We start from the raw sequence: 24,890 nt of genomic DNA, 5'->3' as shown, positions 1-24,890 counted from the left end.
CGTGTCCTGTGATCACGTACAGCCGCATGGAGGAGCTGTCATGAAGCGTGCCGCGACGCTGTCCGTCCTCGCCTGTCTGCTGGTCGTCACCGGTGCCGCGCCGTCGGCCCCGGAGGGGTCCGCCGGGGCCGAAGTGGTGGCGGGTAAGGGGCCGTTCGCCGGCTCGTTGCTGGATTCGGTGCCCGAGCGCGGCGTGCTGCGGGTCTGCACGACCGGTGACTACCGCCCGTTCACCCACCTGGAGAAGGACACCGGCGCGTACCGGGGCATCGACGTCGACATGGCGCGCGACCTCGCCGAGAGCCTCGACGCGAAGGCGTCCTTCGTGGCGACCACGTGGAAGAACCTCACCGGCGATCTGGCCGGCGGCCGCTGCGACCTCGCCGTCGGCGGGGTGTCCGTCACGCTGGAGCGCGCCCGCGAGGTCGCCTTCAGCGAGCCGACCAGGGAGGACGGGAAGACGCCGATCGTCCGCTGCGAGGACGAGGACAGGTACCGCACGCTGCGGCAGATCGACCGTCCCGGCACGACCGTCGTCGTCAACCCGGGCGGTACCAACGAGGAGTTCGCCCGCGCCCACATCCGGCGGGCCACCATCAAGGAGCACCCGGAGAACACCACGATCTTCGAGGAGATCGTCGCCGGCCGCGCCGACGTCATGATGACGGACGCCAGTGAGACGCTCTACCAGGCGAAACTCCACCCCGAACTGTGCTCCGTCCACCCGGAGAAGCCGTTCACCTTCGCCGAGAAGGCGTACGCGGTGCCGCGCGGGGACGCCGAATTCCGGGAGTACGTCGACCGGTTCGTCCACCTGGCCACCCACGACGGGACGTACGAGCGGTACGAGGACGAGTGGATGAAGTAGCCACGCACCGCCCGGGGGCGGGCGTGCTCAGGAGGACTCCGGGACCGTGATGCGGATCTTGGACTGCTTGTGCGGCAGCGCGTCCCAGTCGTCCATGAGCCGCGCGGAGAGCCCCCGGGACTCGGCGAGCCGGATCAGCGTCGACGGCCGGTAGTAGAAGTCCTCGTGCAGGACGTGGTGTTCGGGCCCGTCGGTCCGGTTGTAGGTGAAGTCGAAGAAGCCGCCGGGCGCCATGACGCGGGCGACGTGCCGGAAGCACTCGTCGATCACGTGCAGCGGCGAGTGCGAGAAGACGCTGTGCGCGTGGACGACGTCGAAGGCGTGGTCCGGGAGGTGCGCGAGGCGGAGGTCGCCGACGAGGGTGAGGTGCGGCAGCTTCGCCTGGAGCGCGTGTTCGGTCAGCGTCCGCTGCGCCGCGAGGAGGATGTCGGGGGAGATGTCGATGCCGTAGTAGTGGCCCGTGTCGAGGTGGTCGATGAAGTGCCGCCCGGCGCGCAGGTTGCCGCAGCCGATCTCCAGCAGCCGGTGGGACGGCAGCAGCCCGTGCGAGCGCAGGTAGGTGAACTGCATCTCGCCCAGCGCGTTCCAGCGTTCCTCGCTGGGCGTGCCCACCGCCGCGTTGGGGTTCCGCGCCGTGTCCGAGCGCATCACGGCGCGGTAGTACGCGACGTGGTCGCCGCCGGTGGCCCGCCGCAGCTTCCAGTCCCGGACGAGCCGGCGCAGGTGGGGGAGGACCCGCCCGGGGTGCCGCAGCGCGTAGCGGACCCGGTGGGTGAGCGCGGAACGGTTGCGGACCGAGGGGGCCTTCCGCGACGGGCCCTCGGCCCGCGGGACGGGGCCCGGAACCGGCTCGGTGCGGCGGTCGGGCGTGCGGTCGTCGGGGGTGCGCTCGGCGTGCGGGGAGCGCCGGGTGTCCGGCCGGCTCTGTGGCATGGCGGTGCCTTCCCTCGGTCTCGGTCGGTCGTCGGTCCGTGTGCCTCGTCCGTGTTCTCTCTGTACGGGGTGCGGCGGTACGGCGATACGGCTGGGCGGCCGTCCGGGTGGCCGTCCCCCGCGCACGCCGCCTCCGGGTGGCGCCGGGCGGGCGTCGGTGTTCCGGAGCGTTCGCGGTGCTCTCCGGGTGGGAGGGGCCGACGGGGGTTTCCGGTTCCGGGGGCCGGCGGCGATAGGTTGCCCCACATGAGTGACGCGCAAGATCATCCAGAGGCCGCAGCGCCGCTGCTGCCCGGCCAGAGCGGAACCTCGGCGACCGTCGAAGTGGAACCCGGCGGCGTGGGCCGTGTCCGGACGACGTACGCGCCCGACCCGGACGGGGAGCCCGACCCGGGCGAGATCGTGTGGACCTGGGTGCCGTACGAGGAGGACGACGGCCGGGGCAAGGACCGTCCCGTACTGGTCGTCGCCCGGGAGGCGCAGGAGACCTTCCTCGCCGTGCAGTTGAGCTCCCGCGACCGGGACGGCGAGGAGGGCTGGCTGCCGCTCGGCTCGGGCCCCTGGGACCGCAGCGGCCGCGACTCCTGGGCCGGAACCGGAAGGGTGCTGCGCGTCCATCCGGACGGCATGCGGCGGGAGGCGTGCGCGCTGGACCGGGCCAGGTTCAACCGGGTGGTCCACCGGCTCCAGCAGATCTACGGCTGGCAGGCGGGTACCGGCGTCACCGGCTGACCGGGCAACGGCCGCCCCCGTCAGGACCCGCCCCCGGGCCCCCGGCCAGGTGAGGCCCGGGACACCGGCGTGGAGTGGCGGGGCGGCCGGGCGGGCCCGGTGAGAAGCTGGCGCGGAACGCTCCGGAGCAGAAGCCGAGTTGAACGGGTGGTTCCATGACGGACGCGAGCACGGACGCGCAGCAGACGGGGGCGACGGAGGCGGGCGCCCTGCTGGACCCGATGCCCGACGACTGGCAACGGGCGCTGGCCGTCGTCGCGCACCCGGACGACCTGGAGTACGGCGCCGCGGCGGCCGTTGCCGCGTGGACCGCCGCCGGCAAGGAGGTCACGTACCTGATCGCCTCGCGCGGTGAGGCGGGGATCGACGCGCTGCCGCCGGCCGAGTGCGCGCGGGTGCGCGAGGCCGAGCAGTACGCCTCGGCCCGCGCCGTGGGCGTGCACGAGGTGGAGTTCCTCGACCACCGCGACGGCGTGATCGAGGAGGGCGTGCCGCTGCGCCGCGACATCACGGCGGTGCTGCGCGCACGCCGGCCCGAACTCGTCGTCACCATCAACCACATGGACACCTGGGGCGGCCTCGGCTGGAACACGCCGGACCACCGCGCGGTCGGCAGGGCCGTGCTCGACGCCGTGGGCGACGCGGGCAACAGGTGGATCTTTCCCGAGCAGTTGACGGACGACGGAGCCGAACCGTGGGGCGGCGTGCGCTGGGTCGCCGTCGCGGGTACGGACGCGCCCACGCACGCGGTGCACGTCGAGGACGCCGCCGTCGAAGCGGCGGTCGCCTCGCTCTCCGCGCACCACGCGTACATCACCGGCCTGACCGACGAGCCCCCCGCCGCGTACGCGCGTTCCGTCGTGCACCAGGGCGTGGAGATGCGGGCGGCCCGCTTCGACGGACGCCGCTGCGTCTTCTTCCAGCTCTTCCCGCGCTGACCGGGACTGCCCCGACGCGCCGCGCGCCCGCCCGTCCACGTGAACGGGCGGGCGCGCGGCCTCAGTTGGCGCCCTCGGCCTCCGGCGCGCGCCGGGCGCCGAGGAGGAGGACCACGACGGGGACGAGGAGCGCGGCGGCACCGGCGTTGAGCCAGCCGTAGCCCGCCTGGGAGACGATGAGGCCCGCGAGGGCGCCGCCCAGCGCGGCGGACGCGTTCATCACCAGGTCGGAGAGCCCCTGCACCGCGGCCCGTGCCTCCTGCGGGACGGAGTCGGTGAGCAGCGCGGAGCCCGAGACCAGCCCGGCCGACCAGCCGAGCCCGAGCAGCACCAGCCCCGCCGCGGTCCGCGGGTGGCTGCCGTCGGCGGTGCCGGCGAGCAGCGCGGCGGCCCCGAGCAGCAGCACGGCGAGGAGGATGACCTTGTCGCGGCCGAGCCGGTCCGCGAGCCGGCCCATCACGGGGGAGAGGGCGTACATGCCCGCGATGTGGCCGCTGATGACCAGTCCGATCAGCTGTATCCCGGCGCCGTGGTGGCCCAGGTCGACGGGGGTCATGACCATCACCGAGGTCATCGCGGTGTGCGCGACGGTGATGGTGACGAGCGCCAGCCTGGCCTCGGCCGAGGCGGCGACGGCGGCCAGTCCGGCGCGCAGCGAGCGCTCCGCGCCGCCGCCCCGGTCCGCCCGTCCGCGTCGCCTGAATTTCTTGCGGAATCCACCCGTTCGGCCCTCCGGGGAGCCCTCGCGGACGTCCGGCGACGCCGTTCCGGTACCGGTTCCGCTTCGGCCGCGCTCGCCGTCCGCGCCCGTTTCGCGCGCCGCCAGGGCCCGGGCCGTCAGGAGCGGGTCGGGACGCAGCAGGAGGTGCACGACGACGGCCGCCAGCAGGAAGACCCCGGTGCTCCAGACGAACGGACCGGCGGCCTCCGGTATCCCGAGCCCGGCGACGCCGCGGCCCGCCGGAGCCGCGATGTTCGGGCCGAGGACGGCACCGACGGTGGTCGCCCACACGACCGTCGAGATGGCCCCGGCCCGCTTCTGCGGCGGGGCCAGGTCGGCGGCGACGAACCGGGCCTGCAGGTTGGCCGACGTACCGGCGCCGAACGCGGTCATGCCGACGAGCAGCAGCGGGAAGTTCCGCAGCAGCGCGGCGAGCACGACGACGGCGCCGCCCGCGGCGCCGAGCAGGTAGGCGAGCGTCAGCCCGGGGCGGCGTCCGCGGGCCGCCATCAGCGTGGCCAGCGGGAGGGAGAACAGCGCCGTGCCGACGACGGCCGAGGTGGAGGCGAGCCCGGCGAGCGCCTCCGAACCGCTGATCTCCTGCGCCAGCACCGCCGCGAGCGCGACGCCCGTCGCGACGCCCAGACCGCCGAGCACCTGGCTGATGACCAGCGCCGCGTTGACCCGGCGGCGCAGCGCCGGAAGGTCGACCCCCGGTTCCGGTGGGGGTTCCGCCTCCGGTCCTGGACCGGAGGCGGTCCGTATGCCGGAGGTGTCAGGAGTGTTCGCGCCTTCATTCGTGTCACTCACGCGCGGCAGTCTGCCAGGTGGCACCGGGGCGCAGAACAGCGCCGGGAACAGCCGCCCGGCGCCGCACGGTTCAGAACAGCGGTTCCGGCAGCAGCCCTTCGAGCGCGAGCAGCTCCCGCTTGGTCTCCGTGCCGCCCCCGAACCCGCCGATCCCGCCGTCGCTCGCCACCACGCGGTGGCAGGGGACGACCACCGGCAGCGGGTTCGCGCCCATCGCGGCCCCGACGGCACGCGCGGCGCCCGGCTCGCCGACCCGGTCGGCGAGGGTCTGGTACCCGACGGTGGTGCCGAACGGGACGGTGGTGTGCAGGGTGCGCAGCACCCGCTCGTGGAAGCCGCCGGTCAGCGACCAGTCGAGCGCGACGTCGAAGTGCCGCAGCCCGCCCCGGAAGTACGCCGTGAGCTGCGCCGCCGCCTCGGTGAGCGCGGGCTCGGCGGCGAACGCGGCGTCCGCGGTGAGGGTGCCGCCCGGGGTGCCCTCGGCCCGCACGGGCGGCTGGCCCAGCACGTCCCGCAGCCGGTCAAGGGCCCGGTCCGTCGCCCGCGCGTCCGCGTGGAAGACGACGTTGACCAGGCCCTCGTGGGTCGCCGCGATCAGCAGGGGGCCGATCGGCGCCCGCACCACCGTCCAGGCGGCGGTGCGCGGCGCCGCTGTGCCGGTGTGCTCTCCGGCTGTCGCGTCAGTCATACGGGCAGCCTAGGCCCCGCGACGGACATCGCGGAGCCACGGCCACCGTCGCCCGCCCGGCCGTCGCCCGCGGCCGGGGAGCGCGCCGGTCAGCCGCCCGTCTCGTCCCGGACCACGTCCGGGTAGTTGGAGATGATGCCGTCGACCCCGGCGTCGGCGACCTTGCGGGCCGTGGAGGCGTCGTTGACCGTCCAGGTGTAGGCCTCCAGCGGCTTGTCGTGCGGGCCCTTCAGCTTGTGGATCGCGTCGATGTAGTCCTTGGTCACCGTGGTGTACCGGGGGTTGATCTGGTCGCTGAAGCGCGCGTAGTTCTTCAGCTCGCTGACCGGCGGGTTGCCCAGGAAGCCGGTCTTCACCGCGGGCGCGAGGCCGTGCACGGTCTTGACCGAGGACTCGTTGAAGCTCTGCATGACGAGCTTGCCCTGCACGTGCTGGTCGTCGAGCCAGCCCTCGGACTTCAGCTCGTCGAGGATCTCCGCCTCGATGCCCGGGTACAGCTCGGGGCCCTTGAGCTCCAGCAGCAGCCGCTGGTCGGTCTCGTCGAGCTTGCGCAGGTACTGCTCCAGCGTGGGCACCTTCTCGCCCTTGTAGCCGTCGCTGAACCAGCTGCCCGCGTCCAGCTTGCCGATCTCCGCCGCGGTGAAGTCGGAGATCTTCCAGGGGGCGCGGTCGGGGAAGACGTCCTCGACGTCCGTGGTCCGCTCGAGCGTCGTGTCGTGGACGACGACGAGCTCGCCGTCCTTGGTGCGCTGTACGTCGTTCTCCACCCACTCGATGCCGAGCTCGTGGGCCTTCTGGACCGCGGCGAGGGTGTTCTCGGGGGCGTGGCCCGAGGCTCCTCTGTGCGCGACGGTCAGTGGTGGGTCGGACTTCTGCTCCTGCTGCGACGAGGCATGGGCCGGGACGACGGTCAGGGCCAGGGAGGACAGCCCCAGGAGCACACCGGTAGCGGTGGCTACGGCACGACGCATCGACATTCGGGACTCCTTGCGTTCGATTGAGCACTGACAGCGAAGAGAGTTCCCGTTGCGCCGTACACAGAAGCAGAAGACGAGTGGACGGAGCGTGAACGTCACCGGGCGGGTTTCCCGAACCCGAGGCAACCGAGGATGTCGGTGGCGAGTCGTACGGTGGGGGACATGCGGCCCCATACCGAGATCGAACGCAAGGTGGCGCCTTTCGAGGTCGTCAGCCCCTACCAGCCCAGCGGTGACCAGCCGGCGGCGATCGCTGATCTGGAGACCCGAGTCAAGGGCGGCGAGAAGGACGTCGTGCTGCTCGGCGCGACGGGCACCGGCAAGTCGGCGACCACCGCGTGGATGATCGAGAAGCTCCAGCGTCCGACGCTGGTGATGGCGCCGAACAAGACCCTCGCCGCGCAGCTGGCGAACGAGTTCCGTGAACTCCTGCCGAACAACGCGGTGGAGTACTTCGTCTCCTATTACGACTACTACCAGCCCGAGGCGTACGTCCCGCAGACGGACACCTACATCGAGAAGGACTCCTCCATCAACGAGGAGGTCGAACGCCTCCGGCACAGCGCGACCAACTCACTGCTCACCCGGCGGGACGTCGTCGTCGTCTCGTCCGTCTCCTGCATCTACGGCCTGGGTACGCCGCAGGAATACGTAGACAGAATGGTGCAGTTGAAGGTCGGCCAGGAGCACGACAGGGACGAATTGCTCCGCCGTTTCGTGGACATCCAGTACACGCGGAACGACGTCTCCTTCACCCGCGGCACCTTCCGCGTCCGCGGCGACACCATCGAGATCTTCCCGGTGTACGAGGAACTCGCCGTCCGCATCGAGATGTTCGGGGACGAGATCGAGGCGCTCTCCACCCTCCACCCGCTCACCGGCGAGGTCATCTCGGAGGACGAGGAGCTGTACGTCTTCCCCGCCTCGCACTACGTCGCGGGCCCGGAGCGGATGGAGCGCGCCATCGCCGGGATCGAGGCCGAACTGGCGGAGCAGCTCGCCACGATGGAGAAGCAGGGCAAGCTGCTGGAGGCACAGCGGCTGCGCATGCGCACCACGTACGACATCGAGATGATGCGGCAGATCGGCACCTGCTCCGGCATCGAGAACTACTCGCGGCACATCGACGGCCGCGACCCGGGCACCGCCCCGCACACCCTGCTGGACTTCTTCCCCGACGACTTCCTCCTCGTCATCGACGAGTCGCACCAGACGGTCCCGCAGATCGGCGCCATGTACGAGGGCGACGCGGCGCGCAAGCGGACGCTGGTCGACCACGGCTTCCGGCTGCCCTCGGCGATCGACAACCGCCCGCTGAAGTGGGAGGAGTTCGTCGAACGCATCGGGCAGACGGTCTACCTGTCCGCCACCCCCGGGGCGTACGAACTCTCGCGCGGGGACGGCTTCGTGGAGCAGGTCATCCGCCCGACGGGCCTGGTCGACCCGGAGGTCGTCGTCAAGTCCACCGAGGGCCAGATCGACGACCTGGTGCACGAGATCCGTACGCGTACCGAGAAGGACGAGCGCGTCCTCGTCACCACCCTCACGAAGAAGATGGCCGAGGACCTCACGGACTACTTCGTGGAGCTGGGCATCCAGGTCCGCTATCTGCACAGCGACGTCGACACCCTGCGCCGGGTGGAGCTGCTGCGGGAGCTGCGCAGCGGCGAGTTCGACGTCCTCGTCGGCATCAACCTGCTGCGTGAGGGTCTCGACCTGCCGGAGGTGTCGCTGGTCGCGATCCTCGACGCCGACAAGGAGGGCTTCCTGCGCTCCGGCACCTCGCTGATCCAGACCATCGGCCGCGCGGCGCGGAACGTCTCGGGCCAGGTGCACATGTACGCGGACAAGGTCACCCCGGCGATGGAGAAGGCCATCGAGGAGACCAACCGCCGCCGCGCGAAGCAGGTCGCGTACAACGAGGCGAACGGCATCGACCCGACCCCGCTGCGGAAGAAGATCGGCGACATCGTGGCCGACATCGTCCGCGAGGACATCGACACCGAGGAGCTGCTGGGCACGGGCTACCGCCAGGCACCCAAGGGCGCGAAGGACGGCAAGGCCGCGAAGGCGCCCGTCCCCGCCAGGAGCGAGGCCAAGGGGAAGAAGGGCAAGGCCGCGAAGGGCGAGGAGCAGCTCACCGACCGTCCCGCCGCGGAGCTCGCCGAGACCATCGAGGAGCTGACCGAGCGGATGCGCGCGGCCGCGGCGGAGCTGCAGTTCGAGGTGGCGGCCCGGCTGCGGGACGAGGTCGGCGAGCTGAAGAAGGAGCTGCGGCAGATGCGCGAGGCCGGCCTGAAGTGACGCGCGCGTCCCCGGCCCGCCCGGCGTGAAGTCGTCGGTGCGCGGCCGGGGTCCGGCGCCGTCCCGCCTCACTCCGACGGTCCCGCGCGCCGCGTCCTTTCCGGCCGGGCGGCACGCGGGGCGCGCGCTTGAGCGCGGAGCGTCACGGATGCTAGGGACCGGGCGGCCGGACGAGGCCGCCGACTCCCGTCAGATCCCCCGAAAACCGCCCCTGACCTGCACAGTTTACGAATGCATGGGAGTGCTTTACCCTTCTTTGAGCGGAGGGGAGTATTCCCAGCCATCGCGGCGTGCCCGTCAATACGGACCGAACCTGACCGGTCCCGGGGCGTCGGTCCGTACGACACAGCTCGGCGGGCGGAAGAGACCTCCGGCCATGCGAGCCTGCAAGCCGGAGGATCCTTTTATGGATGTATCGCTGACTGTCTGGGCGCTGACCATCGTCGGTCTGTGTCTTCTCATCGCCGTCGACTTCTTCGTCGGCGGCCGCAAGCCCCACGAGGTCTCCCTCAAGGAAGCCGGTACGTGGACGATCGTCTGGATCGTGCTCGCCGCGCTGTTCGGCGTGGGGCTCTTCGTCTTCGGCGGGGGGCAGCCCGCGGGCGAGTTCTTCGCGGGCTTCATCACCGAGAAGTCCCTCAGCGTCGACAACCTCTTCGTCTTCGTCCTGATCATGGCGAAGTTCTCGGTCCCGAAGATCTACCAGCAGCGGGTGCTGCTCATCGGTGTGCTGATCGCGCTGGTGCTCCGGGCCGGCTTCATCGCCGCCGGCGCCGCGATCATCTCGACCTTCTCCTGGGTCTTCTTCATCTTCGGCGCCTTCCTCATCTGGACGGCCTGGAAGCTGATCAAGGAAGCCCGCGCGGACGAAGAGGACGAGGCCTACGAGGAGAACCGCTTCCTGAAGATGGTGGAGCGCCGCTTCCCGTCCACGGACCAGTACCACGGCACGAAGATGTTCGTGGTGGAGAACGGCAAGCGGCTGATGACGCCGATGCTGATCGTGATGCTCGCGATCGGTACCACCGACGTCCTCTTCGCGCTGGACTCCATCCCCGCGATCTTCGGCCTCACCCAGGACCCGTACATCGTCTTCACCGCGAACGCCTTCGCGCTGATGGGTCTGCGGCAGCTGTACTTCCTCATCGGCGGACTGCTCCAGAAGCTGGTCCACCTCAGCTACGGCCTGTCGATCATCCTGGGCTTCATCGGCGTCAAGCTGGTGCTGCACGCCCTGCACGAGACCGGTGTGCACGTCCCGGAGATCAGCATCCCCGTCTCGCTGGGCGTGATCTGCGCCGTCCTGATCGTCACGACGATCACCAGCCTGTACGCCTCCCGCAAGGCGTCGCAGCAGGAGACCGAGGAGGGCGACAAGGCCAAGTCCCTGCACGGGAGCGCCGGCGAGTCCTCCGGCCAGGACACCGACACCAAGTCCTGACCGCCCGCAAGGGCTGAACGTACGCGCCGGTGCGGCGGGATCACGGTCCCGCCGCACCGGCGTTCGTGCGTGCGCCTGCCGCCGGCGTCAGGCCGTCAGCCGCACCTGCCGTTCCGCCCGCTCACCGGCCACCGTGACGCGGAGCGTGACCGTCCCGGCCCGGTGCGCGGTGAGCGTGCCCGTGCCGGTGTCGTAGGTGGCGTCGCAACGGCCCGCCGGCGGGCGCCCGTTCGCGGCGCCCGGCCGCCCGTGCGTGAAGCACAGGTTCCGCGAGCCCGACCAGTCGGCGCTGACCGGCCACCGCACGGGCACCTTCCGCACCGACCCCGACGGGCCCTGAAGAACCTCGGCGGACGCCTCGGCACGCTCGCCCGCCGGAACCCTGGCCGGCGCCTCCAGCGCGAGCCCGTCCACATGCGGCCTGGTCTGCACGCCCAGCCAGTCCCGCCCGGCCCCGACGGGACCCCGGTCCACGCCGACCAGCGACCAGCCCGTGAAGCCGCCCTGCCCGGGCGGCGTCGCCGGGTTCTTCGCCGCGTTGCCGTTCACGAGGTACGGGACGCCGTCCACCCGCGAGGCGTCAAAGGTGCCGACGTGGCCGCCGATGAAGGCCGCGCCCTTGCCCGAGCGCTCCCGGAACCTCCCCAGCCACCGCTCCAGCAGGTCCGCCTCCCGCCGGTCCGTCAACTGGCTCGCCCGCTGCGGCGTGGGATCGCGCGGCGGCACGTGCTGGATCACGGCGACCGACCGCACCTTCGGATCGCGGGCCGCCGCGTCCAGCTGGTCCCGCAGCTTCCGGAACTGCGCGTAGCCGCCGCCACGCAGCGTCAGCGATGAGGTGTCGAAGGTGAGGAACCGCGTCCCCTTGTGGTCGAACACCCGCCCCGCGGGCCCGATTTCCCGGACGAAGGTCTCGATGCTCCCGCCCATCACCTCGTGATTGCCCGGAACGTACGTCCACTTCACGGGGTCCTTCCCATCACGGCCCAGTTCCTCCTCCAGCAGCCGCCGCGCGAAGCGCAGGTCCTCCGGCGCCCCCTCGTCCACCAGGTCACCGGCGACGACGACGAAGTCGGGCCGCGCGGCCCGGATCTCGCGCAGGGTGCGCCGCGCCTGCCGCACCGCCTCGCTGTCCGGGCGGGCCGCGACGAACTGGGCGTCCGAGAGCACGGCGAAGCGCCAGTCGCGGCCCGCCACATCGGCCGCCGTGGAGATCAGCGGGTCGGCCGGGCGGGGAGCGGTCGGCAGCTCGGCGTCCGGCGGGGTGCGCGCGACCAGGTCGTCGAGCACCACCTCGCCCGCGTACCGCGCGTCGGGCCGGGTCTCCGCCAGGTAGAAGCGGTGCACCCGGAGCGGATAGGCGGCCCCCTCGGGCACGTCGAAGGTGATCTGCCGCCAGCCCTTCCAGTCGACGACGGGACCGCGCAGTACGTGGTCGGTGCCGTGCGCGTCCTTCAGGTGCAGCGAGGGCCAGGCGCCGTTGCCGTCGCCCCGCACCCACATCCGGAAGCCCAGCGGCTGCCCCGGAACGGGCAGGTCACGGGGCGGGGTGGCGTACGCGGCGCGGGTCGCTGCGGACTTGGTGAAGTCGTAGCTCAGCCGCAGCCCCTGCCCGGTGCGGCCCTCGGGCGTCGGCCCGAGCGAGCCCTCGGCCCGCGCCGCGCTGAAGGTCCACCTGTCCGCGTCGTCGAACTCCGCGAGGGACGCGTCGCTCAGCCCGACCGTCACCGCGAGCCGGGCCGTGCGCCCGCCCGCGGTGGCGGTGACGATGCCGGAGGCCGAGTCGACGCCCGGCTTGCCCCGCACGGTGAACCCGCCGCGCGCCGGATCGGGCGTGACGGTGAACCGCGACCGGTCGTAGCGCAGCCGCACGTCGCCCGGTTCGAGCGGGGCGCTCGTCCCCCGCGCGTCGTGGCCGACGAAGCCGAAGCGCTGGGTGTCGCGGGAGTCCGCCAGTGCCACCCGGTCGTGGTCGGGCCGCATCCGCTCCATCGGCCCCAGAACCGTCAGCTCCTTCCCGCCGCGCGCCTCACCGCTGGAGGCCACCACCCGGGTACGGCCCGGACTCCGCGCGTGGAACACCCCCTCGCCGTCCGCGCGCCCGACGCCGGGACGGGACGAGCGCCACGCGGGGGTGCCGCGCGCCGGGCCGTACGTCTCGTCGTAGCCGGACGCGGTCAGCCTGCGGGTCATCCCGGCGAAGACGCGCTCGGGGTGGCCGCCGGGGACGGGGTCGGCCGTCGGGGACTCGTCCGGGTCGGCGGCCGTCTCCACCCGGAACCCGGCCAGCCGGCCGCTGCCCTCGGGCGCGGTGATCGCGAGACCGTTGGGGACCTGGCGCTCGTGCCCGTCGGACGGGGCGTTCTCCAGCTCCAGGCCGCGGCCGCCGGGCTTGCGGGCCAGCAGGGTGGAGGAACCGCCGCCGTCCAGGTTGAGCGCGTTGTGCGCGCCCAAGTCCTCCATCATCAGGCCGAGTTCGGTCAGGGTGACGCCGCCGGAGGCGGACTGCCGCCCGTCGACGGTGAGGACGTGCATCGTCGAGCCGTCCCGGGAGAAGCCGACCGCGGTGCGCGGCGCCGTCCCGTTGTTCGGCCGGCCCTCCCAGTTCTGTGCCTCGCCGTCCACGACGAGCAGTCCGCGCCCGCCGACCGCCGTGCGCGGTACGGGACTTCCGTCGTCGGTGCGGGTGCGGTACTCCCACGAGACCCGGTCCCCGGGCGCCAGCCCGGCCAGCGCCTTCGCGCCCGCGTCCCGCCCGAGCAGCACGGTGGTGCCGGGCTCGATCGCGCCCTTGCCCGCCCGGTCGTGGACGTCGCGGACGACGCCGTCGCGCACCGTCACCTCGGTCACGTCCCGCGCGTCGTCCACCGCGAGGGAGCGGTCGGCCGTGCCCCACTGGGTGTTGTAGGCGCCGATGCCGCCGTCGGGGACGTTCGCCGCGTTGTACGCCGCGAGCGGTTCGCGCCCGTCGGGCAGCGTCAGCGTGCCCCGGAAGTAGAGGTCCAGGATGCGGCCGGCCGCGCCCGGACCGAGGCCCACGGCCTGCGAGTTGGCCGGTGCGGGGGAGTGGACCGTCCGCCCGTCGCGCAGGCCGGGGCCGAGCGGCGCCCCGGTCGCGTCGATGTCGAAGAAGTCGGCGTTGAGGGCCGCGACGGTACGCCGTCCCGGCCCCGGCTCGTGCCCGGCCGCCAGCTCGCTGACCGGCTTCGGACGGGACACCTTGCCGGAGGACAGGTACTCGGCCCGCGCCCCGTCCTTCTCGCCGCCGCCTCCGGCACCGTCGAGGGAGAGGCTGAGCGCGTCGGCGCGGAGCCACTTGTCGGGCTGGAGCCGGTCGAAGGAGGTGAGCCGGGCGCCCGGGGCGACCGGCCGTGTGGTGCTGGTGAGTTCCATCCCGTCGCCCGGCAGACCGGGCCCGCGCGACGGGTCACGCGCGGCGCCCGCCCGCACCGCCGCCGGTGCCCCGCTCCCGGCCTCCGGCTGCCGCGCCGCCGCGGGAAGGGCGAGCCCGGCCACCAGAGCGGCCAGGGGTACGGCGGCCAGTAACGACCTGGCCCGGGATCTTCTGCGTGCGTGGATTCGTGTCACAACATCCCCCACATACGCGCCTGTTCCGTGCGCTACCTGCGCACAGCGGGCCACAGCGTGCCAAGGGGGAAGGGCGGGCACCAGAGCCCACGCGGGAAATCCGGGCGAACAACACGTCTCGCGCAGCCCACTCCCGAAGCCCCCGCAGCGGTACGCGGACGCAGGTCGGACGGGGGAGCGGCGGAACCGGGCCCCGGGCGGCGCACGGGAATCCCGGCCGCGAGGATCAGGCCCGGACGAGCGACCCGGGCCGGGCGCGTGCGGAGGTACGGGGGAGCGCGCGGGGGAGCGTCAGGCGCCGCGCCCCGAGTCGCCCTCGGGACCGGCGACGAGCTTGCCGCCGCGCTCCGTCACCGGCACGGACGGCAGCGGGACCGAGGCCGGGCCCTGCAGCACCTCGCCGTTGGTGACGTCGAACCTGCTGCCGTGGCAGGTGCAGTCGCCCTCTTGCTTCTCCACCTTCGTCAGGACGCAGCCGCGGTGCGTGCACACCGCGCTGAACGCCTTGAACTCGCCCCGCGAGGGCTGCGAGACGACGAGCTTCCGCTCCCGGTAGAGCTTCGCGCCGCCGACGGGCACCGCGTCCGCGGGCCCGAGGTCCACCGGCGCGGTGGGGGTCGGTTCGCCGCCCGGCCGCTCCTGGCCGTCGTCCTCGGCGCCCCCGCAGGCGGTGGCGGCCAGGCCGACGCCGGCCACGCCCCGGAGGACGGTACGGCGCGTGCTGGTCTGTTCGTCGCTCGTCACGCGCCGTACCCTACGGCAGCCCGGAATCCGGCCTGCCGCCTCCACGCCGTCAGCCCTTGCGGGCCCCGCCCGAGGGCTTCTTCGCGGCGGTCTTCTTCGCGCTCTTCGCCGCGCCCGTACCGGACTTCGCGGCCTTCGAAGTGGCCTTCTTCGCCGGGGACTTGCGGGCCGCCGTCCGCTTCGCGGGCGCCGTCGTCACCGCCGCGTCGCTCACCCGGTCGCCCAGGACGTCGCGGAGGAACTTGCCGGTGTGGCTGGCCGGTTCCGAGGCGACCTGCTCGGGCGAGCCCTCGGCGACGACCAGTCCGCCGCCGCTGCCGCCCTCGGGGCCCATGTCGACGATCCAGTCGGCGGTCTTGATGACGTCGAGGTTGTGCTCGATGACGATGACCGTGTTGCCCTTGTCGACCAGCCCGTCCAGCACGCCGATCAGCTTGCGGATGTCCTCGAAGTGCAGCCCGGTGGTGGGCTCGTCGAGGACGTAGACCGTGCTGCCCGTCGAGCGCTTCTGCAGCTCGCTGGCCAGCTTCACGCGCTGCGCCTCACCGCCGGAGAGCGTCGGCGCGGACTGGCCGAGCCGGACGTACCCGAGGCCGACGTCGTTCAGCGTGCGCAGGTGGCGGGCGATGGCGGGCACCGCCTCGAAGAAGTCGAGCGCCTGCTCGATGGGCATGTCGAGCACCTCGGCGATGCTCTTGCCCTTGTAGTGCACCTCCAGCGTCTCCCGGTTGTACCGCGCGCCGTGGCAGACCTCGCAGGGCACGAACACGTCCGGGAGGAAGTTCATCTCGATCTTGATGGTGCCGTCGCCGGAGCAGTTCTCGCACCGGCCGCCCTTGACGTTGAAGGAGAAGCGCCCCGGCTGGTAGCCGCGCACCTTCGCCTCCGTGGTCTCCGCGAAGAGCCGGCGCACGTGGTCGAACACCCCGGTGTACGTGGCCGGGTTGGAGCGCGGGGTGCGGCCGATGGGGGACTGGTCGACATGCACGACCTTGTCGACGAGATCGTCCCCGTCGACCCGGGTGTGCCGGCCCGGCACCGACTTGGCGGCGTTCAGCTCGCGCGCCAGGTGCGTGTACAGGATGTCGTTGACCAGCGTGGACTTGCCGGAGCCGGAGACACCCGTGACCGCCGTCAGCACGCCCAGCGGGAACGAGACGTCGATGTCCTGCAGGTTGTTCTCGCGGGCGCCGCGCACCGTCAGCCGGTGCGCCGGGTCGGCCGGGCGCCGCACGTCCGGGATCGGGATGGACTTCTTGCCCGAGAGGTAGTCGCCGGTGACGGAGTCCTGGTTGGCCAGCAGTTCCTTCAACGGGCCGCTGTGCACGACCTTGCCGCCGTGCTCGCCCGCGCCGGGGCCGATGTCGACGACCCAGTCGGACGCCTTGATGGTGTCCTCGTCGTGCTCCACGACGATCAGGGTGTTGCCCAGGTCGCGCAGCCGCACCAGGGTCTCGATCAGCCGGTGGTTGTCCCGCTGGTGCAGGCCGATGGACGGCTCGTCCAGGACGTACAGCACGCCGACGAGGCCCGAGCCGATCTGCGTCGCCAGCCGGATGCGCTGGGCCTCGCCGCCGGAGAGGGTGCCGGCGGCGCGGTTGAGCGAGAGGTAGTCGAGGCCGACGTCGACGAGGAACCGCAGCCGCTCGTTGACCTCCTTCAGCACCCGCTCCGCGATGGTCTTCTCGCGGGCCGTCAGCTTCATCTCGCGCAGGAAGTCCGCGCATTCGCTGATCGACATCGCGGAGATCTCCGCGATCGACCGGCCCTGCATCGTCACCGCGAGCACGATCGGCTTCAGCCGCGTGCCCTCGCAGGCCGGGCAGGGCACCTCGCGCATGTAGCCCTCGAAGCGCTCCCGGCTGGTGTCGGTCTCCGCCTCCTGGTGCCGCCGCTTGACGAAGGGCACGGCGCCCTCGAAGGCCGTGGTGTACGCGCGCTCGCGGCCGTAGCGGTTGCGGTAGCGCACCTCGATCTGCGTCTTGTGGCCGTTCAGCAGCGCCTTCTTGGCCCGCTGCGGCAGCCCGGCCCAGGGGATGTCGGTACGGAAGCCGAGCGCGTCGGCCAGCGCGCCGATGAGACGGCCGAAGTAGTCCCGGGTGTGGCCGTGCGACCAGGGGTGGATGGCGCCCTCGTCGAGGGACTTGTCCTCGTCCGGGACGATCAGCTCCGGGTCGACCTCCATCCGCGTCCCGATGCCGGTGCACTGCGGGCAGGCGCCGAAGGGGGAGTTGAAGGAGAACGAGCGCGGCTCCAGCTCCTCGAACGACAGGTCGTCGTACGGGCAGTACAGATGCTCCGAGTACATCCGCTCGCGCTGCGGGTCGTCCTCCTCCAGGTCGACGAAGTCGAGGATGACCATGCCGCCGGAGAGGCCGAGGGCCGTCTCGACGGAGTCCGTCAGCCGGCGCTTGGCGCTGTCCTTCACGGTGAGGCGGTCCACGACCACCTCGATCGTGTGCTTCTCCTGCTTCTTCAGCTTCGGCGGCTCGGACAGCTGGATCGTCTCGCCGTCCACCCTGGCCCGGCTGTAGCCCTTGGTCTGCAGCTCGTTGAAGAGGTCGACGAACTCGCCCTTGCGCTCGCGCACCAGCGGCGACAGCACCTGGAAGCGGCTGCCGGGCTCCAGCGCGAGCACCTTGTCGACGATCGCCTGCGGCGACTGCCGGGCGATCGGGCGGCCGCACTCGGGGCAGTGCGGCTTGCCGATGCGGGCGAAGAGCAGCCGCAGGTAGTCGTAGACCTCGGTGATCGTGCCGACCGTCGAGCGCGGGTTGCGGGACGTGGACTTCTGGTCGATGGAGACCGCGGGCGAGAGGCCCTCGATGAAGTCGACGTCGGGCTTGTCCATCTGCCCGAGGAACTGGCGCGCGTAGGCGGACAGCGACTCCACGTAACGCCGCTGGCCCTCGGCGAAGATCGTGTCGAAGGCGAGCGAGGACTTGCCCGATCCCGAGAGCCCGGTGAAGACGATCAGCGAGTCACGGGGGAGGTCTATCGAGACGTTCCGGAGGTTGTGCTCCCGTGCGCCTCGGACGAGAAGACGGTCGGCCACGCCGGTTGGCACCTTTCGTGTGAGCCCGTAACCGGGCCGGTCCGGCGCCACGGCGGCGCCGCGGGCCCGGCCCGCGGAAGTGGGAAGCGCCCGTACGCGAGGACGGGCCATCTCCCAACAGTACGGGTGGCCACCGACATTTGTGTGCCGTATCGGCGCCGTCCCGCTCTCCCGAGTTTATAGCACGCGCATTCGATTTACGGGGCGTCCCGGAGCGACCGCGGAACGTGCCCGTAACCCGTCTTCGCCGCCGTCTTCCCCGCCCCGTGACCCCGCACTACGTTGGGGATCATGACTTCGCCCGCGCATGACGCCGCTCTCGTCCGGGAGTCCACCGACCGGCTCCTCACCGTCGTCGCAGGACTCGACGACGCCGCCGTCGCCGGACCCTCCCTCCTCCCCGGGTGGACCCGCGGCCACGTGATCACCCACCTCGCGCGCAACGCCGACGCCCTCGTCCGGGTCCTCGCCGGGCGCCCCATGTACGACAGCGCCGAGTCCCGCGACGCCGACATCGACAAGGGCGCGGGCCGCCCCCTCGCGGCCCAGCTCGACGACCTCCGCGAGGCGTCGGCCCGGCTCGACGGCGCCTTCGGCGCCCAGTCCGAGGAGGCGTGGCGGCGCACCGTCGAGCTCCGCAACGGCGTCCGGGACACCGCCTCCGCGCTGCCCTTCCGCCGCTGGATCGAGATCGAGCTGCACCACGTCGACCTCGGTACGGGCCACGGCATCGAGGACCTCCCCGGCGCGTTCGTCGAGCGCGAACTCGGCACCATGGCACGGCGCTTCGCCGGCCACCCCGACATCACCACCGCCGTCGAGCTCCGCTCCGAGGACGGCAACACCTGGCGCACCGGCGCGGAGAGCGGCGAGCCCGTCGTCGTCACCGGCGGCCCCGCGCAGCTCGTCGGCTGGCTCACCGGACGGACCACCGGCAGCGGCCTCTCCTCCAGCGCCCCGCTGCCCGAACTCCCCGCGCTCTGACGCCCGTACGGGACCGGCCGCGGCCGGTCCCGTGCCGTCCGGCTACCGCGACCCGCATGCCGCGGCGGGCGCCCCGGGGCTAGGCTGGCGCCATGGCATACAGCGGATCGGTGCAGGTCGGGGGACCTGCGGACGTGCACGAGCTGACCGGCTTGATGATCTCCAAGGTCGCCGTCGGCCCCATGAACAACAACGCCTACCTGCTGCGCTGCCGCGCCACCGGGGAGCAGCTGCTCGTCGACGCGGCCAACGACGCGGGCACCCTGCTCCGGCTGATCGGTGACGACGGCATCGCCTCCGTCGTCACCACCCACCGGCACGGCGACCACTGGCAGGCGCTGGAGGAGGTGGTGAGCGCCACCGGCGCCACCACCTACGCGGGCCGGGACGACGCCGAGGGCATCCCCGTCCGCACCGACGTCCCGCTCGCCGACGGCGACACCGTGCGCGTCGGCGAGGTCGAGCTGACGGCCCGGCACCTCGTCGGCCACACCCCCGGCTCCGTCGCCCTCGTCTACGACGACCCGCACGGCCACCCGCACCTGTTCACCGGCGACTGCCTCTTCCCCGGCGGCGTCGGCAACACCTTCGGCGACCACGACGCCTTCCTCAGCCTGCTTCAGGACGTCGAGACCAAGCTCTTCGCCCAACTCCCGGACGAGACCTGGGTGTACCCGGGCCACGGCGACGACACCATGCTCGGCACCGAGCGCCCGCACCTGGCGGAGTGGCGCGAACGCGGCTGGTGACCGAGCGCGGAGCCGCCGCCGGTACGGGCGGGGGCTCCGCGTCCGGCCTCGCTGTCGGACCCCGGACGTAGGCTGTCCGCATGGCAGACCCCTCCAGCTACCGCCCCAGGCCGGGAGAGATCCCCGACTCACCGGGGGTCTACCGGTTCCGTGACGAGCACCGCCGCGTGATCTACGTCGGCAAGGCCAAGAGCCTCCGGCAGCGGCTGGCCAACTACTTCCAGGATCTTTCCGGCCTCCACCCCCGCACCCGCACGATGGTGACCACGGCCGCGTCCGTGGAGTGGACGGTCGTCTCCACCGAGGTCGAGGCGCTCCAGCTGGAGTACTCCTGGATCAAGGAGTACGACCCCCGGTTCAACGTCAAGTACCGCGACGACAAGAGCTATCCGTCCCTCGCGGTCACGATGAACGAGACCTACCCGCGTGCCCAGGTCATGCGCGGCCCGAAGAAGAAGGGCGTGCGCTACTTCGGCCCGTACGCGCACGCCTGGGCCATCCGCGAGACGGTCGACCTGATGCTCCGCGTCTTCCCCGTACGCACCTGCTCCGCCGGGGTGTTCAAGCGGTCCGCGCAGATCGGCCGCCCCTGCCTGCTCGGCTACATCGGCAAGTGCTCCGCGCCCTGCGTCGGCCGCGTCACGGAGGAGGAGCACCGCGAACTCGCCGAGCAGTTCTGCGACTTCATGGCCGGCCACACCGGCTCCCACCTGCGCCGCCTGGAGGTCCGCATGCGGGAGGCGGCCGAGGAGATGGAGTACGAGAAGGCCGCCAGGCTGCGGGACGACATCGACGCGCTCAAGCGCGCCATGGAGAAGAACGCGGTCGTCCTCACCGACGCCACCGACGCCGACCTGATCGCCGTCGCCGAGGACGAACTCGAGGCGGCCGTCCAGATCTTCCACGTACGCGGCGGCCGGGTGCGCGGCCAGCGCGGCTGGGTCACCGACAAGGTCGAGGAGGTCGGCACCCCCGAGCTCGTCGAGCACGCGCTCCAGCAGCTCTACGGCGAGGAGCGCGGGGACGCGGTGCCCAAGGAGGTGCTCGTCCCCGCGCTGCCCGACCCGGTCGGCCCGATAGCCGAGTGGCTCACCGAGCGCCGCGGCTCCCACGTCAGCCTCCGCATCCCGCAGCGCGGCGACAAGCGGGCCCTGATGGAGACCGTCCACCGGAACGCCGAGCAGGCCCTCAACCTGCACAAGACCAAGCGCGCCTCCGACCTCACCACCCGCTCCCGGGCCCTGGAGGAGATCGCCGAGGCGCTCGGCCTGGATTCCGCTCCGCTGCGCATCGAGTGCTTCGACATCTCGCACTTCCAGGGCGACGACGTCGTCGCCTCCATGGTCGTCTTCGAGGACGGGCTGGCCCGCAAGAGCGAGTACCGCCGCTTCCAGATCAAGTCCTTCGAGGGGCAGGACGACGTCCGGTCCATGCACGAGGTGATCAGCCGCCGCTTCCGCCGCTACCTGCGCGAGAAGCAGCGCACCGGCGAGTGGGGCGAGGAGGCCGAGCCCGAGGACCCGGCCCTCGCCGAGGCGGCGGGCGAGAGCGGCCGGGACGAGGAGGGGCGGCCGCGGAAGTTCGCCTACCCGCCGCAGCTCCTCGTCGTCGACGGCGGCGCCCCGCAGGTCGCCGCGGCCCGCTCCGCGCTGGACGAGCTGGGCATCGACGACGTCGCCGTCTGCGGCCTCGCCAAGCGCCTGGAGGAGGTCTGGCTGCCGGACGACGACGATCCGGTGGTGCTGCCCCGCACCAGCGAGGGCCTGTACATGCTCCAGCGGGTGCGGGACGAGGCGCACCGCTTCGCGATCCGCTACCAGCGCAGCAAGCGGACGAAGGCCCTGCGCTCCGGCCCGCTCGACTCCGTCCCCGGCCTCGGCGAGACCCGCAAGCAGGCGCTGATCAAGCACTTCGGCTCGGTCAAGCGGCTGCGCGCCGCCACGGTCGAGCAGATCTGCGAGGTGCCGGGCATCGGCCGCAAGACGGCGGAGACGGTCGCCGGGGCACTCGCCGAGCGGAAGACGCCCGCACCCGCGGTGAATACCGCGACGGGTGAGATTGTTGACGAGGAATGACAGACCCGACGGGGGACGCGCAGCATGGGCAGTGACACGAACGCGCCGGAACCGCAGCACACCGGCGGCGAGCACGGAGACGGAGCACAGGTGAGTTTGGGTACCCCGGCCGAGGCCGAAGAGGCGACGATCCCCGAGCTGGTGATCATCTCCGGGATGTCGGGCGCGGGCCGCAGCACCGCGGCCAAGTGCCTGGAGGACCTGGGCTGGTTCGTCGTCGACAACCTCCCGCCCGAGCTGATCCCGACGATGGTCGACCTCGGCGCCCGTTCCCAGGGGAACGTCGCGCGGATCGCCGTCGTCGTCGACGTCCGCGGCCGGCGCTTCTTCGACAACCTCAAGGAGTCCCTGGCCGACCTCGCCGCGAAGCAGGTCAAGCGCCGCATCGCCTACCTGGAGGCCAGCGACGAGGCGCTGGTGCGCCGCTTCGAGTCGGTGCGCCGCCCGCACCCGCTCCAGGGCGACGGCCGCATCGTCGACGGCATCGCCGCCGAGCGCGAGCTCGTGCGCGAGCTGCGCGGCGACGCCGACCTGGTGATCGACACCTCCAGCCTCAACGTCCACGAGCTGCGCGCCAAGCTGGACGCCCAGTTCGCGGGCGAGGAGGAGCCCGAGCTCCGCGCCACGGTGATGTCCTTCGGCTACAAGTACGGCCTCCCCGTCGACGCCGATCTCGTCGCCGACTGCCGCTTCCTGCCCAACCCGCACTGGGTGCCCGAGCTGCGCCCCTTCACGGGCACCAGCGAGGAGGTCTCGGGCTACGTCTTCAACCAGCCCGGCGCCAAGGAGTTCCTCGACCGCTACAGCGAGCTCCTCCAGCTCATCGCCTCCGGCTACCGCCGCGAGGGCAAGCGGTACGTGACCATCGCCGTCGGCTGCACGGGCGGCAAGCACCGCAGCGTCGCCATGTCCGAGAAGCTCGCGAAGCGGCTGTCCGCCGAGGGCGTCGAGACCGTCGTCGTACACCGGGACATGGGGCGGGAGTAATGCCCCGCAGAACCATCAGGCTGCGGCGCCTCGTCGGCAGCCGCGGCACGCACCGCGGTACCCAGCCCAAGGTCGTCGCGCTGGGCGGCGGCATGGGGCTGTCGGCCTCCCTGACGTCGCTGCGCCGGATCACCGGTGACCTCACCGCCGTCGTCACCGTCGCGGACGACGGCGGCTCCAGCGGGCGGCTCCGCGACGAGCTCGGCGTCCTCCCGCCGGGCGACCTGCGCAAGGCCCTCGCGGCGCTGTGCGGCGACGACGACTGGGGCCGCACCTGGGCCGAGGTCATCCAGCACCGCTTCTCCAGCCGCGGCGACCTGCACGAACACGCGGTCGGGAACCTGCTGATCGTCGCGCTGTGGGAACAGCTGGGCGACCACGTCCAGGCGCTCGACCTCGTCGGCCGGCTGCTCGGCGCGCACGGCCGGGTGCTGCCCATGTCGGCCGTACCGCTGGAGCTCCAGGCCCTGGTCAAGGGCCACGACCCGGGCCGCCCCGAGGAGCTGTCGACGGTGCGCGGGCAGGCCACGGTCGCGCTCACGCAGGGCGAGGTGCAGCAGGTCAAGCTCGTCCCGCAGGACCCGCCCGCGGTGCCCGAGGTGATCGAGGCGGTGCTGGACGCGGACTGGGTGGTGCTCGGTCCCGGCTCCTGGTTCTCCTCGGTGATCCCGCATCTGCTGGTGCCGGAACTGCTCCAGGCGCTGACCGAGACCAAGGCCCGCAAGGTGCTGTCGCTGAACCTCGCGCCGCAGCCCGGCGAAACGGACGGGTTTTCTCCGCAGCGTCATTTGGAGGTTTTGGCCCGACACGCCCCTAAACTCGCCTTCGACGTGGTGCTGGCCGACCAGGCCGCCGTACCCGACCAGGAATCACTGCGCGAGGCCGCGGAGCGGCTGGGTGCGACGGCGGAGCTGGCGCCCGTGGCGGCGCCCGACCGTTCTGCCAGACATGATCCGGAACTGCTGGCCGCCGCGTACGACCGGATTTTTCGTATGCATGGAAGGATCGGCCCATGGCGATGACGGCTGCGGTGAAGGACGAGATCTCCCGGCTACCCGTCACCCGGACCTGCTGCCGGAAGTCGGAGGTCTCGTCGATCCTGCGCTTCGCGGGCGGCCTGCACCTGGTGAGCGGGCGCATCGTGATCGAGGCGGAGCTCGACACGGGGATCGCGGCCAGGCGGCTGCGCAAGGACATCCTGGAGATCTTCGGCCACGCCTCCGACCTGGTGGTGATGGCCCCCGGCGGACTGCGGCGCGGCAGCAGGTACGTCGTACGGGTGGTGGCCGGCGGCGACCAGCTGGCCCGGCAGACGGGCCTGGTCGACAGCCGCGGCCGGCCGATCCGCGGACTGCCCCCGCAGGTGGTCTCGGGGGCCACCTGCGACGCGGAGGCGGCCTGGCGCGGCGCCTTCCTGGCGCACGGCTCGCTGACGGAGCCGGGACGCAGCTCCTCGCTGGAGGTCACCTGCCCGGGCCCCGAGGCGGCGCTCGCGCTCGTGGGCGCGGCCCGGCGGCTGCAGATCGCGGCGAAGGCGCGGGAGGTGCGCGGCGTGGACCGCGTCGTCGTCCGGGACGGTGACGCGATCGGCGCGCTGCTGACCCGGCTCGGGGCGCACGAGTCGGTGCTGGCCTGGGAGGAGCGGCGGATGCGCCGCGAGGTCCGGGCCACCGCCAACCGGCTCGCCAACTTCGACGACGCGAACCTGCGCCGGTCGGCCCGCGCGGCCGTGGCCGCCGGTGCCCGGGTGCAGCGCGCGCTGGAGATCCTGGGCGACGAGGTGCCCGAACACCTCGCCGCGGCGGGCAAGTTGCGCATGGAGCACAAGCAGGCGTCCCTGGAGGAGCTGGGCGCGCTCGCCGACCCGCCGCTGACGAAGGACGCGGTCGCCGGCCGTATCCGGCGGCTGCTGGCGATGGCCGACAAGCGGGCCCAGGAGCTGGGCCTGCCCGGGACGGAGACCTCGCTCACCGAGGAGATGGTGGGCTGACCCGGGGGGCAGGGGGCGACGCTGCCGCGCCTCGCGCGCGGCACGCCCGCACCCTCCCCGCGGGGCCCCGAGGTGCGCGGGGCGCGTACCGGAATGGGTTCGGAAATCGGATCGTCCGGTGCCAGGAAAAACACGTGGAGAGTGCACCGGAATTGGGTGCGGGAAGGCGTTTCGGAAAGTTTTTCGACGGCCCGAAAGTGCTCCCCTGTGCAGGCCCCTTCTCGATTGTGCGGACGGGTTTCCCGGCGGGCCGCCCCGGTTCCGACATCCTTCATCTGTCTCGCATACGCTCGCGTTGGAAGCCGT

At 72.3% G+C, this 24,890-nt stretch carries 18 protein-coding genes; 11 read left to right on the top strand and 7 right to left on the bottom strand.

Annotated features, from left to right (window positions below; all coding sequences use genetic code 11):
* Positions 1-40 precede the first annotated feature (40 nt).
* Positions 41-868 carry a transporter substrate-binding domain-containing protein gene (locus HCC30_RS09640; RefSeq protein WP_169442005.1) on the top strand — a complete coding sequence of 276 codons (828 nt, stop codon included), beginning with the start codon at positions 41-43 and terminating at the stop codon, positions 866-868.
* Positions 869-895: 27 nt separating this feature from the next.
* Here HCC30_RS09640 and HCC30_RS09635 read toward each other — a convergent pair whose 3' ends face one another.
* Complete coding sequence (locus HCC30_RS09635; RefSeq protein ID WP_169442004.1) at positions 896-1,801, bottom strand: class I SAM-dependent methyltransferase; 906 nt, start codon at positions 1,799-1,801, stop codon at positions 896-898.
* Positions 1,802-2,047: 246 nt separating this feature from the next.
* Between HCC30_RS09635 and HCC30_RS09630 the strand changes: the two genes are divergently transcribed.
* Together HCC30_RS09630 and HCC30_RS09625 are read left to right on the top strand one after the other, a co-directional pair.
* The gene (locus tag HCC30_RS09630) at positions 2,048-2,533 is read left to right on the top strand and encodes a type II toxin-antitoxin system PemK/MazF family toxin (protein ID WP_169442003.1); all 486 of its coding nucleotides are present in this window, start codon (positions 2,048-2,050) and stop codon (positions 2,531-2,533) included.
* Positions 2,534-2,754: 221 nt separating this feature from the next.
* The gene (locus HCC30_RS09625; protein ID WP_240979472.1) at positions 2,755-3,471 is read left to right on the top strand and encodes a PIG-L deacetylase family protein; all 717 of its coding nucleotides are present in this window, start codon (positions 2,755-2,757) and stop codon (positions 3,469-3,471) included.
* Positions 3,472-3,532: 61 nt separating this feature from the next.
* On the opposite strand, the gene HCC30_RS09620 is transcribed toward HCC30_RS09625, so the two are convergent.
* From HCC30_RS09620 to HCC30_RS09610, 3 genes are all read right to left on the bottom strand, one after another.
* The gene (locus tag HCC30_RS09620; protein ID WP_346776581.1) at positions 3,533-4,957 is read right to left on the bottom strand and encodes an MFS transporter; all 1,425 of its coding nucleotides are present in this window, start codon (positions 4,955-4,957) and stop codon (positions 3,533-3,535) included.
* A 115-nt stretch (positions 4,958-5,072) separates the two neighbouring features.
* Entirely contained in the window at positions 5,073-5,690 is a 618-nt protein-coding gene (locus tag HCC30_RS09615; protein ID WP_169442001.1) for a methylated-DNA--[protein]-cysteine S-methyltransferase, read from the bottom strand.
* Positions 5,691-5,779: 89 nt separating this feature from the next.
* Positions 5,780-6,667 (bottom strand): glycerophosphodiester phosphodiesterase family protein, encoded by an 888-nt coding sequence (locus HCC30_RS09610; RefSeq protein WP_169442000.1) that lies wholly within the window; start codon positions 6,665-6,667, stop codon positions 5,780-5,782.
* Positions 6,668-6,829: 162 nt separating this feature from the next.
* Between HCC30_RS09610 and uvrB the strand changes: the two genes are divergently transcribed.
* Together uvrB and HCC30_RS09600 are read left to right on the top strand one after the other, a co-directional pair.
* Positions 6,830-8,971: an excinuclease ABC subunit UvrB gene (gene uvrB / locus HCC30_RS09605; protein ID WP_169441999.1), complete on the top strand. Its 2,142-nt coding sequence runs from the start codon at positions 6,830-6,832 to the stop codon at positions 8,969-8,971.
* A 406-nt stretch (positions 8,972-9,377) separates the two neighbouring features.
* A complete protein-coding gene (locus HCC30_RS09600) occupies positions 9,378-10,412 on the top strand; it encodes a TerC family protein (RefSeq protein ID WP_169441998.1) in 1,035 nt (344 codons plus the stop codon).
* A gap of 87 nt (positions 10,413-10,499) precedes the next feature.
* On the opposite strand, the gene HCC30_RS09595 is transcribed toward HCC30_RS09600, so the two are convergent.
* From HCC30_RS09595 to uvrA, 3 genes are all read right to left on the bottom strand, one after another.
* On the bottom strand, positions 10,500-13,805 hold the full coding sequence (locus HCC30_RS09595; RefSeq protein ID WP_169441997.1) for a phosphodiester glycosidase family protein: 3,306 nt from the start codon (positions 13,803-13,805) through the stop codon (positions 10,500-10,502).
* 486 nt (positions 13,806-14,291) lie between these two features.
* Positions 14,292-14,681 (bottom strand): Rieske (2Fe-2S) protein, encoded by a 390-nt coding sequence (locus HCC30_RS09590; RefSeq protein WP_206323631.1) that lies wholly within the window; start codon positions 14,679-14,681, stop codon positions 14,292-14,294.
* Positions 14,682-14,793: 112 nt separating this feature from the next.
* Positions 14,794-17,799, bottom strand: a complete 3,006-nt coding sequence (gene uvrA, locus HCC30_RS09585; protein WP_169441995.1) for an excinuclease ABC subunit UvrA — start codon at positions 17,797-17,799, stop codon at positions 14,794-14,796.
* Between the two features lie 291 nt (positions 17,800-18,090).
* Between uvrA and HCC30_RS09580 the strand changes: the two genes are divergently transcribed.
* The 6 genes from HCC30_RS09580 (at position 18,091) to whiA (ending at position 24,584) form a co-directional block, all read left to right on the top strand.
* Positions 18,091-18,783, top strand: coding sequence for a maleylpyruvate isomerase family mycothiol-dependent enzyme (locus HCC30_RS09580; RefSeq protein WP_169441994.1), 693 nt, complete (start codon positions 18,091-18,093; stop codon positions 18,781-18,783).
* A gap of 92 nt (positions 18,784-18,875) precedes the next feature.
* The gene (locus HCC30_RS09575) at positions 18,876-19,532 is read left to right on the top strand and encodes an MBL fold metallo-hydrolase (protein ID WP_169441993.1); all 657 of its coding nucleotides are present in this window, start codon (positions 18,876-18,878) and stop codon (positions 19,530-19,532) included.
* Positions 19,533-19,612: 80 nt separating this feature from the next.
* On the top strand, positions 19,613-21,607 hold the full coding sequence (uvrC, locus tag HCC30_RS09570; RefSeq protein ID WP_169441992.1) for an excinuclease ABC subunit UvrC: 1,995 nt from the start codon (positions 19,613-19,615) through the stop codon (positions 21,605-21,607).
* Between the two features lie 24 nt (positions 21,608-21,631).
* A complete protein-coding gene (gene rapZ, locus HCC30_RS09565; RefSeq protein ID WP_206323604.1) occupies positions 21,632-22,594 on the top strand; it encodes an RNase adapter RapZ in 963 nt (320 codons plus the stop codon).
* Entirely contained in the window at positions 22,594-23,616 is a 1,023-nt protein-coding gene (yvcK, locus tag HCC30_RS09560; protein ID WP_169441990.1) for a uridine diphosphate-N-acetylglucosamine-binding protein YvcK, read from the top strand. Before rapZ ends, yvcK begins: the two co-directional genes overlap by 1 nt.
* The gene (gene whiA, locus HCC30_RS09555) at positions 23,607-24,584 is read left to right on the top strand and encodes a DNA-binding protein WhiA (RefSeq protein ID WP_169441989.1); all 978 of its coding nucleotides are present in this window, start codon (positions 23,607-23,609) and stop codon (positions 24,582-24,584) included. Before yvcK ends, whiA begins: the two co-directional genes overlap by 10 nt.
* The last annotated feature ends 306 nt before the right edge of the window (positions 24,585-24,890 follow it).

The organism is Streptomyces sp. HNM0574 (assembly GCF_012726235.1).
In the GTDB taxonomy this organism is placed as follows: Bacteria; Actinomycetota; Actinomycetes; order Streptomycetales; family Streptomycetaceae; genus Streptomyces.
This window is presented reverse-complemented; position numbering and strand designations above follow the sequence as displayed.